The sequence below is a fragment of the Pseudomonas sp. CC11G genome, assembly GCF_056174845.1.
Genome location: NZ_JBWBZC010000001.1, coordinates 634061 through 652027, shown reverse-complemented (window position 1 = coordinate 652027; position 17967 = coordinate 634061). Strand labels below are relative to the sequence as shown.

Annotated in this window: 12 protein-coding genes and 3 pseudogenes; 8 read left to right on the top strand and 7 right to left on the bottom strand. The window is 61.7% G+C overall.

The features are described from left to right. Window positions 1-43: 43 nt before the first annotated feature. From AC0V2S_RS03075 to AC0V2S_RS03050, 6 genes are read right to left on the bottom strand one after another with little or no spacing between them, the layout of a single operon-like run. The gene (locus AC0V2S_RS03075) at window positions 44-463 is read right to left on the bottom strand and encodes a cytidine deaminase (protein WP_475508456.1); all 420 of its coding nucleotides are present in this window, start codon (window positions 461-463) and stop codon (window positions 44-46) included. Then, complete coding sequence (locus AC0V2S_RS03070; RefSeq protein WP_475508455.1) at window positions 460-2181, bottom strand: bifunctional metallophosphatase/5'-nucleotidase; 1722 nt, start codon at window positions 2179-2181, stop codon at window positions 460-462. Before AC0V2S_RS03070 ends, AC0V2S_RS03075 begins: the two co-directional genes overlap by 4 nt. A 16-nt stretch (window positions 2182-2197) precedes the next feature. Next, window positions 2198-2839 (bottom strand): MotA/TolQ/ExbB proton channel family protein, encoded by a 642-nt coding sequence (locus AC0V2S_RS03065; RefSeq protein WP_475508454.1) that lies wholly within the window; start codon window positions 2837-2839, stop codon window positions 2198-2200. A gap of 60 nt (window positions 2840-2899) precedes the next feature. After that, a complete protein-coding gene (locus AC0V2S_RS03060) occupies window positions 2900-5239 on the bottom strand; it encodes a TonB-dependent receptor (RefSeq protein WP_475508453.1) in 2340 nt (779 codons plus the stop codon). A gap of 50 nt (window positions 5240-5289) precedes the next feature. Further along, window positions 5290-6060 (bottom strand): energy transducer TonB family protein, encoded by a 771-nt coding sequence (locus AC0V2S_RS03055; RefSeq protein WP_475508452.1) that lies wholly within the window; start codon window positions 6058-6060, stop codon window positions 5290-5292. 3 nt (window positions 6061-6063) lie between these two features. Beyond that, entirely contained in the window at window positions 6064-6471 is a 408-nt protein-coding gene (locus tag AC0V2S_RS03050) for an ExbD/TolR family protein (protein ID WP_475508451.1), read from the bottom strand. Between the two features lie 433 nt (window positions 6472-6904). On the opposite strand from AC0V2S_RS03050, the gene aphA reads away from it, so the two are divergent. Further along, window positions 6905-7546 carry an acid phosphatase AphA gene (aphA, locus tag AC0V2S_RS03045; RefSeq protein ID WP_475508450.1) on the top strand — a complete coding sequence of 214 codons (642 nt, stop codon included), beginning with the start codon at window positions 6905-6907 and terminating at the stop codon, window positions 7544-7546. A gap of 6 nt (window positions 7547-7552) precedes the next feature. On the opposite strand, the gene rutR is transcribed toward aphA, so the two are convergent. Then, window positions 7553-8227: an HTH-type transcriptional regulator RutR gene (gene rutR, locus AC0V2S_RS03040; protein ID WP_108098604.1), complete on the bottom strand. Its 675-nt coding sequence runs from the start codon at window positions 8225-8227 to the stop codon at window positions 7553-7555. A 273-nt stretch (window positions 8228-8500) separates the two neighbouring features. Here rutR and rutA point away from each other — a divergent pair. From rutA to glyA, 7 genes and pseudogenes are all read left to right on the top strand, one after another. Further along, window positions 8501-9582, top strand: a pseudogene (gene rutA, locus AC0V2S_RS03035) (pyrimidine utilization protein A). Beyond that, a pseudogene (gene rutB, locus AC0V2S_RS03030) lies at window positions 9582-10315 on the top strand (pyrimidine utilization protein B). Before rutA ends, rutB begins: the two co-directional pseudogenes overlap by 1 nt. Before the next feature lie 2 nt (window positions 10316-10317). Next, entirely contained in the window at window positions 10318-10704 is a 387-nt protein-coding gene (gene rutC / locus AC0V2S_RS03025; protein ID WP_108098601.1) for a pyrimidine utilization protein C, read from the top strand. Between the two features lie 14 nt (window positions 10705-10718). After that, window positions 10719-11494, top strand: a pseudogene (rutD, locus tag AC0V2S_RS03020) (pyrimidine utilization protein D). Window positions 11495-11511: 17 nt separating this feature from the next. After that, window positions 11512-12024 carry an NADH-dependent FMN reductase RutF gene (gene rutF / locus AC0V2S_RS03015; RefSeq protein ID WP_475508449.1) on the top strand — a complete coding sequence of 171 codons (513 nt, stop codon included), beginning with the start codon at window positions 11512-11514 and terminating at the stop codon, window positions 12022-12024. 209 nt (window positions 12025-12233) lie between these two features. Beyond that, on the top strand, window positions 12234-16469 hold the full coding sequence (locus AC0V2S_RS03010) for a sensor domain-containing protein (RefSeq protein ID WP_475508448.1): 4236 nt from the start codon (window positions 12234-12236) through the stop codon (window positions 16467-16469). A gap of 195 nt (window positions 16470-16664) precedes the next feature. Next, on the top strand, window positions 16665-17918 hold the full coding sequence (gene glyA, locus AC0V2S_RS03005; RefSeq protein ID WP_475508447.1) for a serine hydroxymethyltransferase: 1254 nt from the start codon (window positions 16665-16667) through the stop codon (window positions 17916-17918). Window positions 17919-17967 lie beyond the last annotated feature (49 nt).

Genomic DNA, 17967 nt, shown 5'->3' with positions numbered 1-17967 from the left:
AAAAGTTACGAACGGCAGATTTCTAATTTTTTTATTGCGCTGTTCAGAAGGCGTCGAATGCGCCCGGTAACAGCTGTTCCACCGTCCAGTCACGGGTTGCCGATGCGTCATGCCCCACGCAGAACACCGGACAATCCTTGGCCAACAGTTCGACCATCACCTGGCGGCACGCGCCGCACGGTGAGATCAGCGCCACCTTGGGCGCGTACACCACCATCGCCTGGAAGCTCTTCGGCTTCTCCCCCTGGCAGATGGCGGTGAACAGCGCGGTGCGCTCGGCGCAGTTGGTCAAGCCATACGACACGTTCTCCACATTGCAGCCCTGAATCACCTCGCCCTCGGCGGTCAGCAGGGCGGCGCCAACGGGAAAATCCGAGTGCGGGCACCAGGCCTTTTGCGAGGCCGCAATGGCCTCGGGCAGTAGGCGCTCGAACACGGCTTGCAGTTCAGCGGAGCGGCTCATTGGTCGCTCCCGGCGAGGTTCGCGCTGACTTTCTGCATACGCTGCTCAGCCTGCGCCTGCCCTGCCGGTTGCCCGGCCTGGTCACGCACTTGCAGGTAGTTGATCAGCGCTTCGAGGTCGTTGAAGCCGGTGTCCACCCGGTTGCTGGCTTGTTTCAGCACGGTGAAGTTGTCACCGCCTTCGGCCAGAAACGAGTTGAGCGCAATGCGGTACTGCTGCTCGGGCTGTACCAGTTGGCCATCGACCATCAGGCTCTCGGCGAGAACGCGTTGCCCCTGTGGCCGCGACCCATCCCAGCGGTAAGTCAGCGAGGCCGACGGTTGCAGCGGGTAGAACCCCATGCTGCCGTCCTGCCATTGCTGCTCCAGCAATTGGTGCAACTGCGCGCCGGTCAGGGTGACGATATTCAGGGTGTTGTTGAACGGCTGCACACTGGCGACCTGCCCGTAGTTGACCTGTTCCTGGCCTTCCTCCAGGGCGATGTCCATGCGCATGCCGCCAAGATTCATCAACGCCACCTGGGCACCCAGCGAACGGGTGGCGGCCAGCTGCGAATCGGCGATCAGATCGCCCATCGCCGACTCACCGGCAGCATTGGTTTCGCGCCCTACCTGGCGGGACGCCAAGCGGGCCAGCGGGTGGCTCAGTTGCGCCTGGCTGCGGCTTTCAACTTGCGCCTGCAAGGCGGCAATCGCCTCGGTGGCGTGGTAGCGCTGCGGGTCGACCACCAGGTTCTGCGCTTTCACATCCAGTAGCTGGTGTTTATCGGTGTCGACGGTCAGGGTCAGCTGGGTCAGCAGACGGCCAAACGAGGCGCCCTGGGTGACCAGCGTGTCGCCGACACGGCACAGGTAACCCTGGTGCGTATGCGCGGTGATCACCACTTTGATCTGCGGGTCGAGGCGCTTGACCACATCCACAATGTCGCCGCTCAGCTGGCTGCAGTTCGGCTGGTCGAAACGCTCCGGGGTTTCGCCGCCCTGGTGAATCACCACCACCACCGCATCGACGTTTTGCTGCTTGAGTTCCGGCAGCAAGGCATTGATGGCGTCGGCTTCATCGACAGTCGACAGCCCGTCCATGGACTTGCTGCTGACAAACGCACTGACGTTGCGCAGGGTGGCGCCAACGAAGGCGATTTTAGCCCCGTGGGCCTGCTCGATACGGTATGGCTGAAACAGCGGTTTGCCGGTTTGCGTGTCGATCAGGTTGGCGGAGATATAGGGAAAGCTCGCACCCTTGTAGGCCTTGTCGAACTGGCAGGCTTTGTCCGGCCGGGTCGACTCGCAGCCGCCCTTGATCTGCCGCAGCAGTTCGGCTTTGCCCTGGTCCAGTTCATGGTTGCCAACCACGGAAAACTTCAGGCCCAACAGGTCAAGCGCATCCACGCTCGGCTCATCGGCCCACATCGAGGAAATCGGCGGACTGCCGCCGACCATGTCGCCCGCGCCCACCAACAGCAGCTCGGCATCCTTCTGGCGCAACTCGGCCAGCACGCCACTCAACGCAGCAATACCACCGGCCTTGAGTTTGACCTCACCACCGGCCGCGGCCGCATCGGGGTACTTGAACGGGCTGCTCAGCAGGTTGCCGTGAAAGTCGTTGATGGCGGCCACCGTGACTTCAACAGGCGGCTTGGCTTTATCGCAACCGCTGGCCAGCAGCAGGGCGGCGAGCAGCACAGACACAGGACGTATAGCGGAACTCGGGTACGACATGACTATCCCCAGACGCTTAGGCGTGTTGCAGGTTGGCGGCTTGAGCAGCCACCGGTTTGGCAACGAAAGCAGTACCCATGCCAGCACGCAGCAGGAGCATTTTCAGGTGGTCGTTGATCAGTTCGAGGCGGTCTTGCAGGTGGCTGTTGCACACCAGACCCACCAGCGCGATGGAGATACCCAGGGCGGTGGCGTAGAGCGCTGTACCGATACCGCGGGACACTTCGCCCGGATCGGAAACGCCGGCTTCAGCGAGCGCCTTGAAGGTGTCGATGATGCCCAGAATGGTGCCGAGCAGACCCAGCAGCGGCGCACCGGCGACCACGGCTTCGAGAATCCACAGGCTGTGGTTGAGCTTGCCGCGCATGGAGATGTAGATCGCCTGGCCGAGGTCTTCCAGCTCGTTGTGCGAGTGCAGGCCGACGCGGCCTTCGTACAGTTCACGCACCAGCTGCAACGGCAGGCTGTCGCGCTTGCGCAGCTCTTCAGGCAGCTCGTCGTAGCTGCGTACTTTCTTGTGCAGGGCCGCTTCCAGCTTGCGCGCCTTGCTCAGGTTGTAAGCGAAGAAAATACCGCGCTCCACCACCACGAACGCAGCGAGGGCCGCGGCGCCGTACATGATGTAGAAGGTAATGTCGTGGAGTAGATCCATGTTCATGTTGAGATACCTCGGGCTGAAATGCCGAGGCGCTTGCGCGCCCCGGACTTGGGGGACGCGTTAGAACGAACCTTCGAAAGAAACCGAAACCGTGCGTTCTTCACCGATGGTGTAGTACGGGTCGGACTTCGTGGAGTTGGTGCTGCGTGGGTCGTAGTCGACAGCCGAGAACTGAGTGGATTTCACGCCGCTCAGGTAGTCCTTGTCGAACAGGTTGGTTACCGACAGGCGAATGGTCGCAGCCTTCATGAAGTTCTTGTTCACCGGCAGGTGAACACCGAAGTTCAAGTCGGCCACGGCGAAGTCGGAGATGCTCTCGTCGTTGGTCATGTCGCCGTATTGCTTGCCGACGTACTTGCCCACGATGTTCGAGTAGTACCGACCGTCATCCCAACCCAGGCTTGCGTTGAACATGTCACGCGGTACGCCGGCAACCGTCTTGCCTTCGGTGGGCAGGTTGATGCCGCGGTACAGCAGGTCGTCCTGTTGCTCGCTTTCGGTGTAGGTGTACGAGGCGTAGTAGTTGAAGTCGTGCGGCAACAGACCGCTCAGCTCCAGTTCCACACCCTTGTTGATCACCTTGCCGACGTTGAGCATCTCGTAGTCGCCTTCGGTCACGTTGTAGCTGGACACCTGGCGGTCTTTGAACTGGAGGTAGAACAGGGTCGCGCTCAGGGCCACGTCTTCAGTCGCGAAGCGCCAGCCCAGTTCCTGGTTCCAGCTCAGCTCAGGTTTCAGGCTGAGGGAGTCACCCTTGTTGTAGAGCACGTAGTTCGGCGGGGTACGCATGTTGCGGGTCAGGTTGTAGAACGCCTGGTTCTCTGCGTTCACCTGATACGCCGCGCTCAGGCTCGGCAGAAACTCGTGGTAGGTCTGCTCGCGCTTTTCTTTCTTAGCGGTCAGGCTGCCCTTGTTGTTGCCTTTGCGCTCGGAGTAGTCGTACGCCAGGCCAGCGGTGATGCTGAAGTCCGGGTTTACGCTCCACACGTCCTGCACGAACAGCTTCTGCGCCGGGGTGACGGTGAATTGGTTACGGCCCTGGATCACGTTGCCATTGGCGTCGACGACCGCATTGCCATCGTCATAGCCGGGCGAGATATCCACCGGCTTGCCCGATTCGGTCAGGCGAATGTACGGCTGGCTCTGACGCTGACGCGCACGCTCATACCAGTAACCGGTGCTGAAGGTGTGCTCGTCGTTGATATCCCACTTGATGCTGGTGTTGATGCCCGGACGCCAGGTTTCGGTGATCGAAGGGCGGTAGTACAGGCCACCGTTGGGGGTGCCATCGGCGTTGTACTGGGCCGACGTGGCCAGGTTGCTCAGGTCGTAGTTACCGCCCGCGTTACCAGTGGTGCGGTTCAACGAGTACGGACCGGTGAAGTTGCTGAAGCTGCCACCGTTGGCCCAGTAGTAGTAAGGCGCCACGGTCAGCAACACGTCATCGCGCAGCTGGAAGCGGCCGGTCAGCGAGGCGGTCACGTTCTCGAACGGGTTGCGCATCAGCACCGAGTAACCGGTACCGCGAGTCACGCCGTTAACGGTGGTGCCGGTGCCGGTGCGGATCTTGCCGTTGCTGTTGTAGCTCGGGCTGTCCAGGTAGTCGAAGTCGCGGCCGTAGGTTTTGTACTGCGCCTTGCTCGGGTTGGAGTAGTTGTAGTTGTCTTGCTGGTGGTAGTTGATGATCGCGTTGACCGTATTGCCTTCGTGGTCATCGAACAGGCTGTTCAAGGTCACCTTGTCCGCACGCAGCACACCCTCCCCGCGCCATTTGTCACCTTCGGTATGGGATGCCGAGATGTAGTTGCTCAGGCCCATGTATTCGCCGGTGTTCAGGCGTACGAAGGTTTTGCGCAGGTTGTTGCTGCCGATGGTTTGCTTGCCGAATACGCCGAAGTCTTTCTCCGGACGCAGGGTCACCAGGCCGATGTTGCCGCCGGAGGAACCAATGTGCGGCGCGTCGATTTCGGAAGAACCCTGGGTGGCGAACACTTCGCCGAGGTTTTCCGGGTCGCCCAGCAAGTTCGGGTACAGGTTGTAGTTGCCCGAGTCGTTGACCGGGATGCCGTCGAGCGACACGCCGATCTGGTCAGCGCTCATGCCACGCATGGTGAAGTTGAAACCGCTCAGACCCGTGGAGTCGTCACTGGAAACGTTCACACCCGGGGTGTACTTGAGCTTGTCGATGGCGTTGCCGGTCGGCGCCATCTTTTCCAGCGCTTCTTTGGTCACGGTGGAGCGCGCTTTGGGCGCCTCTTCCTTGACCATTTGGCCGTTGCCCAAGGTTTGCCCAGTGACGTTTACATCACCGACATCGACCGAGTCTTCGGCCAGTGCAGCCACCGTCCAGCCCCCAAGGCCGGCTGCAAGGAACATCGCGAAAATTGGATTAAGTTTCACGTACTAACTCCTGAAATTTCTTTGGCAGGTGTTTGTTTTAGTTATGGTTTCTAGTTTTCTACGTTGTAAACAAAGGTTGCCGTGAAGCGGTATCTGTCCTTGCCCCCGAAGGCCTCCTGAGGAAACGGAGTGACCTTCTCCAAACGCCGCAAGCTGGTTTGCGCAGCTTTGTTGAGCAGCATGTTTTTGGCTTTGGTTTCGATACCGGAGTCCACAACGTTGCCGCTGCGGTCCACAAGCAACCACACCACCACATCGCCCTCTGGGTGCTGAAGCGAGGCTTCGCGACCCGTGGGGTATTTCTTGTAACGTTCCAGATCCGCGCGTAACGCCGCGGTGTAACGACCTTCAATGGCGGCTGCATCAACCCGCGGTGCTGCTGGCGGTGTCGGTGCAGCCACCGGCGCTGCTGGAGCCACTGGCGCGGCCTTGGCCACCACCGCTTGTGGCGGCGGCGGGGTTGGCGTTGGCGTGGGTGCAGGCTTGGCCACTTGAGGTTTTGGCTTCGGTGGCTGCGGCTTGGGCTCCGGCGGTTTTGGCTTGGGCTTGGGCGGCGGCTCGGGGATCTCCACCACGGGCTCCGGATCGGGCTCAGGTGGAGGCTCGGGCAGCGGCTCCGGCTCAGGCGGCGGTGGCGGCGGCACGGGGATCGGTTCCGGCTGCAACTCGGCCGGATCGATCAGCGCCACTTCCACGGTGCTGTCGTCGTACTTCGGGGTGATTTTCAGGTCCGCCTTCAAGGCGCTCTGAACGGCCACCACGAGCAGACAGATAGCGGGCAGGCAGGCGAGTGCTTTGCGGGATTTGAAGAAGAGCGACATGGCTTACAGCTTTCTCGTCGCGATGGAGACGCTGGAGAAGCCATTGCTTTTCAGCAGGTCCATGACCGCTACCAGCCGACCGACTTCCACGCCTTCATCACTGTTGAGGATGATCACCAGCTTCTGGTCAACGTTTTCCAACGTCTTCAGTTGCGCGACGATCGCGTCCTCTGCCATGTCCTGACCGTCCAGTTGCAGACGGTCGTTGAGACCGAGGGTAATCACCGCCTTGTTCTGCGGTTTCAGTTGCTGGGCATGGGCGGCGCCCGGCAGTTGGGTTTTTATCCCCAGGGCCGGAATGACGTTCAGGCTGATCAGCACGAAGAACACCAGCAGGAACATCATCACGTCGATCATCGGGATGATCTCGATATGCAGGCGCTTCTTTTTCGGTTCTTCCCAACTACGCATTGCTTGCACTCCACCTTTTCTTCGCCAGCCCCACTGCACCCGCAGCGGGACTACCTCGACTTCGTTGCAAGAGCTTGAGCACATAGCATGCCAAAACTGTCACAGGCGTCAGGAATACAGTAGAAGGACGAGGTTACAGTTTGATTAAGTGGGTTTTCGGCAAGGCAAGGGAGGGAAAACGAACAGGCTGGTTACTTTTGTCACATTGTCTAACAGCGCGTTTTAGCCCCATAAGCGCTCATTAAATGATCATTCGTGCACTTATTTTGAACTTTTAGTCGCGCTCAGGGCGAAACCTGTCGCTATCGAAACCTAATTGACACATGTGACAGGTATTAACAGACGGCCTCGCCGGATTTTGTCGCCACTGCCAGCATTCCCGGCATGCCGCTTGCTGACGGCAAAGGCTCACTCTCCAGACTTTGAGGTTTTCGTGCGTATTTCCCACCTATCCCTGGCAGCTGTTCTTTCCCTGCTGTTGCTTGGTTGTGCCAGCCAAGCACCGCAATCGCCCATCCACTGGATCACCCTCGAGCGGCTGGCCGAGAGCATCCAGAAGGACGCGCCGATGGCGGTCGGTTTCGACATAGATGACACCGTGCTGTTCTCCAGCCCGTGCTTCTATTACGGGCAGCAGAAGTACTCGCCAGGCAGCAACGATTATTTGAAAAACACCGAGTTCTGGAAGGAAACCAATGGCGGCTGCGACCGCTATTCCCTGCCCAAGGAAGTGGCGCGCGCGCTGATTACCCTGCACCAGCAGCGTGGCGACACCATCTACTTTATTACCGGCCGGCCGCACACCGAGGGCGAGCAACTGACCGCCATCTTGCAGCAGACGTTTGCCATCAAAGCGATGCAGCCGGTGGTGTTTACTTCAGGGCCGGAGAAGACCCGCTTTATCCACGACCGCGGGCTGCATGTGTATTACGGCGACTCGGATGCCGACATCACCTCGGCTCAGTCTGCCGGCGCGCGGGCCATTCGCGTGATGCGCGCGGCCAACTCCACGTACCAGCCGCTGCCCGTCAATGGCGCCCTGGGTGAAGAAGTGTTGGTGGACTCCACCCGTTAAGCGCGCTTAACGCGGGCGGATGCCATCCAGAATCAGCGCCTGCAAGCTGCTCAGCACTTGCTCGAAGAAGGCTGGATCATCCAGGGTGCGGCCGGTGATGGACTCCACCTGCACGCGGAAGTCGGCGTAGTGCTGGGTGGTGGCCCACAGGGAAAAGATCAGGTGGTACGGGTCTACCGGCGCCAGCCGGCCGGCCTCGCTCCATGTGCGGATGACCTCGGTTTTGCTGTGCACCAGGTCGCGCAGCTCGTGCTGCAGTTCGCCACGCAGCAGCGGTGCACCCTGGATGATTTCCAGGCAGAACAGCCGCGAGGCCGCCGGCTCGTCCCGCGACAGTTCCAGCTTCAGGCGCAGGTATTCGCTGATCGCTGCCAATGGCTCCATCTCGACACTCAGCGCCCGCAGCGGCGCCAGCCAAACGCTCATCAACTGATGCAGCACCGCCAGGTACAGGTCTTCCTTGCTGCCGAAGTAGTACAGCAGGTTGGTTTTGGACACATCGGCGCGGGCCGCCACCTGATCCAGGCTGGTGCCGTGCAGACCAAACTGGGAAAACAACTCGATGGCGGCCGCACTGATAGCGGCTCGCTTGCTTTCCATTTGCCGCTCACGCCGCGCCAGCGTCGCCGCGCTGGGGGTACGCACGGCCTTGGCAGCGCTCGGTGGATGTTGCTCGGCCATACAGCCTCCTCAATAAGCCCGCGCCACGATAGCCAAAACGGCTGAGGCTGTCAGTGCGCACGCCTCTTTTGCGGGCAGCGTGCACAAACCAGGCGCTCTAAAGCAGACCACTTGGTCTGCGCTAAGCCGGCGTTTTTATTCAAGCTGCTGTTTTCCCTGCATTTTTCATTTTTGGCACAGTCCGTGCTCAATCCCCTGCGACCTGTCGCTGCACGAACGCGCAGCGATCATGCTGGCATTGCCCGGCAAAAGCATAATCAGGGGGTTATATCCATGAAAGTTGGTGTATTCATTCCCATCGGTAACAACGGCTGGCTGATCTCCGAGACCGCCCCGCAATACATGCCGACCTTTGAGCTGAACAAGCAGATCGTGCAGCGCGCCGAGCACTACGGCTTCGACTTTGCGCTGTCGATGATCAAGCTGCGCGGCTTCGGCGGCAAAACCGAATTCTGGGAACACAACCTGGAGTCCTTCACGCTAATGGCGGGCCTGGCGGCGGTCACCAGCAAGATTCAACTGTTCGCCACCGCCGCCACCCTGACCCTGCCGCCGGCCATCGTCGCGCGCATGGCCTCGACCATCGACTCGATCTCCAACGGCCGGTTCGGCATCAACCTGGTCACCGGCTGGCAGCGCCCCGAGTACTCGCAAATGGGCTTGTGGCCGGGTGATGATTTTTTCGCCACCCGCTATGCCTACCTGGCCGAGTACGCCCAAGTGCTGCGCGACTTGTGGGCCACCGGCCACAGCGATCTCAAGGGTGAGTACTTCACCATGGACGATTGCCGCGTGAGTCCCAAACCGCAGGCGGACATGAAGATTATCTGCGCCGGTTCCAGCGACGCCGGGATGGCCTTTTCGGCGCAATACGCCGACTACAACTTTTGCTTCGGCAAGGGCGTGAACACCCCGGCCGCCTTCGCCCGACCACCGAGCGCCTGCGCCTGGCCACGGAAAAAACCGGCCGCGACGTGAATTCCTGCGTGCTGTTTATGGTGATTGCCGAGGAAACCGAAGCCGCCGCCCGCGCCAAGTGGGAGCTGTACAAAGACGGCGCCGACCAGGCCGCCCTGCAATGGCTGGGCGATCAGGCGGCGGTGGACACCCGTTCGGGTAGCGATACCAACGTGCGGCAGATGTCCGACCCGACCTCGGCGGTGAATATCAACATGGGCACCCTGGTGGGCTCGTTCGAACAGGTGGCCGCCATGCTCGATGAAGTGGCCCAGGTGCCGGGCACGGAGGGCGTAATGCTGACCTTCGACGACTTTGTCGAAGGTATCGAAAAATTCGGCCAGCGCATCCAGCCGCTGATGAACAGCCGCGCCGCCGCCCTGCAGGAGATCGCGTAATGACCGTTCAACAGGTGTCCAGCTACGCGCTGGCCGTCGATAGCAGCACGCCGCTAACCCTGCCGGCACGCCCCGAGGCCTTGCAACTGCGCGCCAGCCAGACCGCCCTGATTGTGGTGGATATGCAGAACGCCTATTCCACCCTCGGCGGCTACCTGGATCTGGCCGGGTTCGATGTGTCGTCCACCGGCCCGGTGATCGAAAAGATTCAGGTGGCCATCGCCGCCGCACGCGCTGCCGGTGTGCAGGTGATCTTTTCCAGAATGGCTGGGACGCGGACTACGTGGAAGCCGGCGGCCCGGGCTCGCCGAACTGGCATAAGTCCAACGCCCTGAAAACCATGCGCAAGCGCCCGGAGCTGCAAGGCACGTTGTTATCCAAAGGCGGCTGGGATTACGCGCTGGTGGATGAACTGCAACCGCAGCCCGGCGACATCGTGATGCCCAAGCCCCGCTACAGCGGCTTTTTCAATACGCCGCTGGACAGCATCTTGCGCGCCCGTGGCATCAAGAACCTGGTGTTTACCGGCATCGCCACCAACGTGTGCGTGGAGTCGACCCTGCGCGACGGCTTCTTTCTCGAATACTTCGGCGTGGTACTGGCCGACGCCACCCACCAGGCCGGCCCGCCCGCCGCTCAAGAGGCGGCGCTGTTCAATATTGAAACCTTCTTCGGCTGGGTGTCTTCGGTCGATGCCTTCTGCACCACTTTTCGTCCCACACAGGAAGCCTGAACATGCCCAAGCAATCGATTATTCCGCCGGGTACCGGCAAACCGCTCGCCCCTTACGTGCCGGGTTCGCTGGCCGATGGCGTGCTGTATGTCGCCGGCACGTTGCCGCTGGATAAAGACGCCAACGTGGTGCACGTGGGCAACGCCACCGAGCAAACCCGCCATGTACTGGAAACCATCAAGGGCGTGGTCGAAGCCGCCGGCGGCACGATGGACGACGTCACCTTCAACATGATCATGCTCAAGGATTGGGCCGATTACGCCGCCATCAACACCGTGTACGCCGAGTATTTTGCCGGGGAAAAACCGGCCCGCTACTGCATCCAGTGCGGCCTGGTAAAACCCGAGGCGCTGATTGAAATTGCCTCCATCGCCCACGTCGGCAAATGACCGGAGGCGTTGGCATGCACTACGAAATCCACGGCAACCCCAAGGCCGCCCAGACCATGGTGCTGTGTTCCGGCCTCGGCGGCGCAGCGGGTTACTGGGCGCCGCACCTGGCTGCGCTGGGCGCAACGCGGCGGGTGATCAGCTACGACCAGCGCGGCACCGGGCGCAGTCCGGCGGCGCTGGCCGAGGGCTACTCGATTGCCGATATGGCCGATGAACTACTGGCCCTGCTCGACAGCTTGGCCGTTACGCGCTGTGCGTTTGTCGCCATGCCCTCGGTGGCCTGGTCGGCCTGCAGATCGCCTTGCAGCGCCCTGCCCTGCTGGAGCGTCTGGTGTTGATCAACGCCTGGGCCGCGCCCAATGCCCACAGCGCGCGCTGTTTCGACACGCGCATTCAACTGCTCACACACTGCGGCGCGGCGGCCTATGTCGCCGCGCAGCCGCTGTTTCTGTATCCGCCGACCTGGATCGTCGCCAACGGCGAACGCCTGGAAGCCGACCTTGCCCACGCCCTGGTGAATTTTCCCGGCGAGGCGAACACCCTGGCGCGCATTGCCGCGCTGCGGGCTTTCGATATCAGCGCGCAGTTGGGCGCAATCAAGGTGCCAACGCTGGTGATGGCCAGCCGCGACGACAGCCTGGTGCCGTGGACGCAGTCGGTGCAGCTGGCCGAGGGCTTGCCCAATGCCGAACTGGACGTGCGCGACTTCGGCGGCCATGCCTGCAACCTGACGGAACAAGCCGACTTCGAAACCCGCCTGCTGGCCTTCCTCCAACGCCCCGTATGAACCAACCGGAGAATTCCATGCACCCGGCCCTGCAAACCTGCGAACCACCTTGCGTACCCAAGCAGGATTACCGCGACGCCATGGCCCGCCTGGGCGCCGCCGTGAGCATCATCACCACCGACGGCCCCGGCGGGCGCGCCGGCTTCACCGCCTCCGCGGTGTGCAGCGTGACCGACGAGCCGCCTACCCTGCTGGTGTGCCTGAACCGCAGCGCCTCGGTGTATGACGCCTTTCGCGCCAATGGGGTGGTGGCGGTGAATGTGCTTGGCCATGGCCAGCAAACGCTGTCCAACCTGTTCGGCGGCAAAACCCCGCTGGATGAACGCTTTGCCGCCGGCCGCTGGCACCAGCAGGTGACCGGCGCGCCGGTACTCGACGATGCGCTGGTGGCCTTTGACTGCCGCGTGGTGGACACCAGCCAGGTTGGCAGCCACGCCATTTTGGTCTGTGAAGTGCTCGCCATCCGCTGCGGCGAGCCGGGCCAGGGCTTGATGTATTTCGAGCGCGCCTATCACCCGCTGGGCGCCTGACGTCCCAGCGGAACCCCGCTTCTCTATCAGCTGTCTGGATAAAGGAGGCTGCCACCCACGCTTACTGCGGCGCGGCAAGCGCGCACTCGTCGGCATAGCTGGCACTTTGCCACGTAACTAGGCATTCTTAGCCGCTTTTCTCTGCAGCCCGCCGTCTCTGCTAGCGTTCTGGGTAGCTGCACCCTCTATATAAGCCGTCAGCGCAGGACTTGCCCGTGCCTCGATTGTTCACCCACCAGCGCGCACCCGGCGATTCACTCGCCACCACCCTGCCGAATTCGGTCAAGGGCGCCTTGGTGGTGCTTGTCGTGGTGATGCTCGGCTTGCTGTTCTGGCAGCTGTACCACGAGCTGGAACAGGGCACGGAAAACCGCCAGAAACGCGAGCAGGAATTTGGCCAGCAGCTGGCCGAGCACATGGGGCTCAGCGTGGAGATGCGTGCCCATGCCGCACTGGCACTGATGAAACAGACCGCCCTGCAACCACCGCCCCCCGACAAAACCAACGAACTCCTGGCCAGCCTGCGCGGCATTTTCCCCACCTTGGTCAGCGTGGCGTGGCTTGATAGCAACGGTCGCGTGCTGGCGGACACCCAGCCTGCCAGCCACGATCAGGCGTTTCTTGGCGCACTGTTCAAACGCTACCAAGGCCAGCCCTACCTGTACGTTTCCAACCCCGAAGGCGACGGGCAGATTTATGCGCTGCTGCCCCAGGGCGACGATAAAGGCTATTGGGTGGTGCGCATGGGCGTAGGCCATCTGCGCCGCAACATTCAACAGTTCTACAGCAGCGATCACCGTTGGCAGTTGGAAGACCCCGTCAGCGGGCGCGTGTTTGCCACGCAACCGGCCCCGGCCAACGAGCAGATGCGCACTGCCACGCCGTTCGAAATAGCCAATACCGTGCAATGGGTGGCAGTGCCTGGCACCGACCTGATGATCCGCAGCGTGGTCGACAAACAAAGCGCCTGGACCGAGCAGTTGTCCGCCGTTACCGGCAAGTTTCTGTTGTTTATGGCCTGCGCCCTGCTCACCCTGCTGGCCCTGTTTCGCCTGCTGCGCGAACAAGCCCGCTTGCGCGCCATGACCACCGCCTCGCGTCACGAACTGCGCGATGCCGCCACTGCCCTGGGCGCCATTGAAGAACGCGTGGTGGTAACCGACGTGGGCGGCCAAGTGCGCTACCTCAACCCGCAGGCCGCGCAGCTGTTCGGCCTGTCGAGTGCCGATGCGCGCGGCCGCCACCTGCTGGACCTGCTGCCCAGCCTCAACCCGCTGCTGATGCACGATGACGAGCCCCACGACGACTTCAGTCCGGTGTGGGTAGACGTTGAGCAACACCAGCAACAACGGGTGTTCAGCGTCACTCGCAGCGTGTTCAAAGATGGCAAGGAACACAGCCAGCCCGGCCACGTGTGGGTGCTGCGCGATGCCACCGAACAGCAATTGGCGCTGCATGTGCTCGAAGACACCCGGCGCCGCTATCAGGATATTTTCGAAGGCAGCGGCGTGGCCCACTGCGTGCTCGACCTGGCGGACCTGCGCGCGTTCCTGCACCTGCATCAGATCGAAACCCTCGGCCAGTTCGACCGCTGGCTGCACGACAATCCGGCGCTGCACGACGAACTCATTCAGCACCTGCATATCACCGAAATCAATCAGGTGGCCAAGCAACTGCTCGGCGTCGATTCGACACAGGAGCTGTGGAACCACCTGGTGGATGTGGGCCCGATCACCCCGGAAAACGTGCGCTACCAACTGATTGGCGCGGTGCTGAGCAAGCAGCGGCAGATCGAGATGGAAAGCCAGATCGTCACGCCGCAGGGCAACGAGCGCCATCTGTGGCTGGTGTTGCGTCTGCCGGAACAGAGCGACGATTTCCATGCCGTTACCGTGAGCATGAACGACATCACCAGCCGCAAGCGCATCGAGCTGTCGCTGATCGAGCGCGAGCGATTCTGGTCGGACGTGGTGCGTGCGGTGCCCGACACGTTGTACGTGCACGACATGACCGACCGCCGCGTGTTGTTCAGCAACAACCGGCTCGGTCAGCAGTTGGGCTACAGCAGCAAAGAACTCCGGGAAATGGACGGCCACTTCTGGGAAGTGGTGCTGCACCCCGACGACGCCGAGCAATACGCGGCCATGCGCCGCCTGCAACAGGTGGTCAGCGACGGCCAATTGCTGCAATGCCACCTGCGCTGGCGCCACCGCGACGGCACCTGGCATTGGTTCGACATCCGCGAACAAGCCCTTAGCCGCACGCCCAAAGGCCGCGTGCACCGCTTGATCGGCGTGGCCAAGGATGTGACCGACCAGATCGAAGCCAGCGAGCTGATGCGCAAAAACGAGCGCCGTTACCGCCTGCTGGCCGAGAACATCAGCGACGTGATTTTCACCACCAACAACAACCTGCAGCTGGACTACGTCAGCCCCTCGGCGCTGGCGATGTTCGGTTACACGCCGGAGTGGATCATCGCCAACGGCTTCCACCCGCTGGCGGCCAACCCGCGTCAGCTGTCGGATGTCGATCAGCTGTTGATCCGCGTGCGCGTGGCGCTGAACGACCCGCAGAAATTGCGCGAGTTGCGTCAGCAACTGGCCACCCGCCTGTTTATGGTCGACTGCGTACGTGCCGACGGCCACAAGCTGCCCACCGAATTGCGCATGACGCTGATGTGGGACCAGGACGGCCGCTTCGAAGGCGTGCTTGGCGTGGGCCGCAATATCAGCCAGCAACGCCGCGCGGAAAAAGACCTGCGCATGGCCGCCACCGTATTCGAACACTCCACCGCCGCGATTCTGGTAACCGACCCGGCCGGCTATATCGTGCAGGTGAACGAGGCGTTCAGCCGCGTCAGCGGGTACACCAGCGCCCAGGTGCTCGACCAGCAGCCCGGCATGCTGATGGCCGACCGCCAACAGACCAGCCACCAGGCTTATATCCTCAGCCAGCTGGGGCAGAACGGCAGCTGGGAAGGCGAGGTGTGGCTCAAGCGCCGCAACCAGGAGAATTTCCCGGCGTGGGTCGGCATTACCGCCGTGCATGACGATGAAGGCGACCTGGTCAGCTACGTGAGCTTTTTCAGCGACATCAGCGAGCGCAAGGCCAGCGAACAGCGCATTCACCGCCTGGCCTACTACGACGCCCTGACCAACCTGCCCAACCGCACGTTGTTCCAGGACCGCTTGCACACTGCCTTGCAGCATGCCGAACGGCATCTGGAGTGGGTGGTGCTGATGTTCCTCGACCTCGACCGCTTCAAGCCGATCAACGACTCACTTGGCCACGCCGCCGGCGATCGCATGCTCAAAGACGTGGCCCAGCGCCTCGCCGCCTGCGTGGAAGTGGAAGACACCGTGGCGCGCATGGGCGGTGACGAATTCACCCTGCTGCTGCAAGCCCGCGACACCCGCGAGGGCGCCCTGACCCGTGCCATTCATGTGGCCGAGCAGATTCTGCTGAGCCTGTCGCAGCCGTTTATTCTCGAAGGCCGCGAGTTCTTCGTCACCGCCAGTATCGGCATCGCCCTCAGCCCGCAAGACGGCGAAGAGCTGAGCCAGTTGATGAAAAATGCCGACACCGCCATGTACCACGCCAAAGAGCGCGGCAAGAACAACTTCCAGTTTTACCAGGCGGCCATGAACGCCACGGCGCTGGAGCGTCTGGAGCTGGAAAGCGACCTGCGCCACGCCCTCGACCAAAAGCAGTTCGTGCTGCACTACCAGCCGCAATTCAGCGCCAACGGCCAACGCCTGATCGGCGCCGAAGCCTTGCTGCGCTGGCAGCATCCGCGCCGCGGCCTGATTGCGCCGAACGAATTTATTCCGGTGCTGGAAGAGTTGGGCCTGGTGGTGGATGTGGGCGACTGGGTGCTGGTGGAAGCCTGCCGGCAAATGAACGCCTGGCATGCCGACGGCGTGCGGGTGCCTAAGGTGTCGGTGAACCTCTCCGCCCGGCAATTTGCCGAGGGGCAACTGGGCCAGCGCATTGCGCATATTTTGCACAGCAGCGGCCTGAGCCCGAGCAGCCTGGAGCTTGAGCTGACCGAAAGCATCCTGATGCGGGACGTGCAGGAAACCATGCAGGTGCTGATGGGCTTCAAACAGCTGGGCCTGAGCATTGCGGTAGACGATTTCGGCACCGGCTATTCGTCGCTCAACTACCTCAAGCAATTCCCCATCGACGTGCTGAAAATCGACCGCAGTTTTGTCGACGGTTTGCCCAGCGGCGAGCAGGACGCACAGATCGCCCGTGCCATTATTGCCATGGCCCACAGCCTGAACCTGGCGGTGATCGCCGAGGGCGTGGAAACCCAGGAACAACTCGACTTCCTCCGTGAACACGGCTGCGACGAAGTGCAGGGTTACCTGCTCGGCAGGCCGATGACGGCGCATCAACTGGCCGCGCAGTTCAGCGGCACGGCGCTGTTTATGCTGAGCTGAGCGCCGTCAGCCCGTCTAGGCCGCGTCTTATAACCACAATGAGACCGGCTTGTTTGCCACATGACCGACCGTCATGTGCCAGATAACGACTATTCCGGTAGAATCCGCGCCTTCTTCGGGTACGCCTTTGTTGTTCTGGGCACGCCCATAAAGCGCTTGATCAAATCTTGCCCAGCTCACTCTTAGGAGACAGCCATGTTTAGTCGCTCGACCACTATTGCCAACTACGACGCCGAACTCTTTGCCGCCATGGAGCAAGAAGCTCAGCGTCAGGAAGAGCACATCGAGCTGATCGCCTCGGAGAACTACACCAGCCCAGCGGTCATGGAAGCCCAAGGCTCCGTACTGACCAACAAGTACGCCGAAGGTTATCCGGGCAAGCGTTACTACGGCGGCTGCGAATTCGTCGACATCGTTGAGCAACTGGCCATCGACCGCGCCAAAGAGCTGTTCGGCGCCGACTACGCCAACGTGCAACCGCACGCCGGTTCGCAAGCCAACAGCGCCGTGTACCTGGCCCTGCTGAACGCCGGCGACACCATTCTGGGCATGAGCCTGGCCCACGGCGGTCACCTGACCCACGGCGCCAGCGTTTCGTCCTCGGGCAAGCTGTACAACGCCGTGCAGTACGGCATCGACGGCAACGGCCTGATCGACTACGACGAAGTCGAGCGCCTGGCCGTTGAACACAAGCCGAAAATGATCGTGGCGGGTTTCTCGGCGTACTCGCAGATTCTCGACTTCCCTCGTTTCCGCGCCATCGCCGACAAAGTCGGTGCTTACCTGTTCGTCGACATGGCCCACGTCGCCGGTCTGGTTGCCGCTGGCGTGTACCCGAACCCGGTACCGTTCGCGGACGTGGTAACCACCACCACCCACAAGACCCTGCGCGGTCCACGTGGCGGCCTGATCCTGGCCAAAGCCAACGCTGAAATCGAGAAGAAGCTGAACTCCGCCGTATTCCCAGGCGGCCAGGGCGGCCCGCTGGAGCACGTGATTGCCGCCAAGGCCATCTGCTTCAAAGAAGCGCTGCAACCTGAGTTCAAAACCTATCAGCAGCAAGTGGTGAAAAACGCCAAGGCCATGGCCGGCGTGTTCATCGAACGCGGCTTCGACGTGGTGTCTGGCGGGACCGAGAACCACCTGTTCCTGCTGTCGCTGATCAAACAGGACATCTCCGGTAAAGACGCCGACGCGGCGCTGGGCAAAGCCTTTATCACCGTGAACAAGAACTCGGTGCCGAACGACCCACGCTCCCCGTTCGTAACCTCCGGCCTGCGCTTCGGCACCCCGGCGGTGACCACTCGTGGTTTCAAGGAAGCCGAGTGCAAGGAACTGGCTGGCTGGATCTGCGACATCCTGGCTGACCTGAACAACGACGCGGTAATTGATGCCGTGCGTGAGAAAGTGAAAGCCATCTGCGCCAAGCTGCCGGTCTACGGCAAGTAAGGTTTCGCAGACATAAAAAAGCCCGGCCATGTGCCGGGCTTTTTTGTGG

Bases quoted from the DNA above. Each gene is read 5' to 3' on its own strand.
- AC0V2S_RS03055 (WP_475508452.1), bottom strand. From the start codon at position 6,060: ATGTCGCTCTTCTTCAAATCCCGCAAAGCACTCGCCTGCCTGCCCGCT.
- rutR (WP_108098604.1), bottom strand. From the start codon at position 8,227: ATGGCCGAGCAACATCCACCGAGCGCTGCCAAGGCCGTGCGTACCCCC.
- rutF (WP_475508449.1), top strand. From the start codon at position 11,512: ATGCACCCGGCCCTGCAAACCTGCGAACCACCTTGCGTACCCAAGCAG.
- glyA (WP_475508447.1), top strand. From the start codon at position 16,665: ATGTTTAGTCGCTCGACCACTATTGCCAACTACGACGCCGAACTCTTT.
- AC0V2S_RS03065 (WP_475508454.1), bottom strand. From the start codon at position 2,839: ATGAACATGGATCTACTCCACGACATTACCTTCTACATCATGTACGGC.
- AC0V2S_RS03070 (WP_475508455.1), bottom strand. From the start codon at position 2,181: ATGTCGTACCCGAGTTCCGCTATACGTCCTGTGTCTGTGCTGCTCGCC.
- AC0V2S_RS03050 (WP_475508451.1), bottom strand. From the start codon at position 6,471: ATGCGTAGTTGGGAAGAACCGAAAAAGAAGCGCCTGCATATCGAGATC.
- AC0V2S_RS03075 (WP_475508456.1), bottom strand. From the start codon at position 463: ATGAGCCGCTCCGCTGAACTGCAAGCCGTGTTCGAGCGCCTACTGCCC.
- rutC (WP_108098601.1), top strand. From the start codon at position 10,318: ATGCCCAAGCAATCGATTATTCCGCCGGGTACCGGCAAACCGCTCGCC.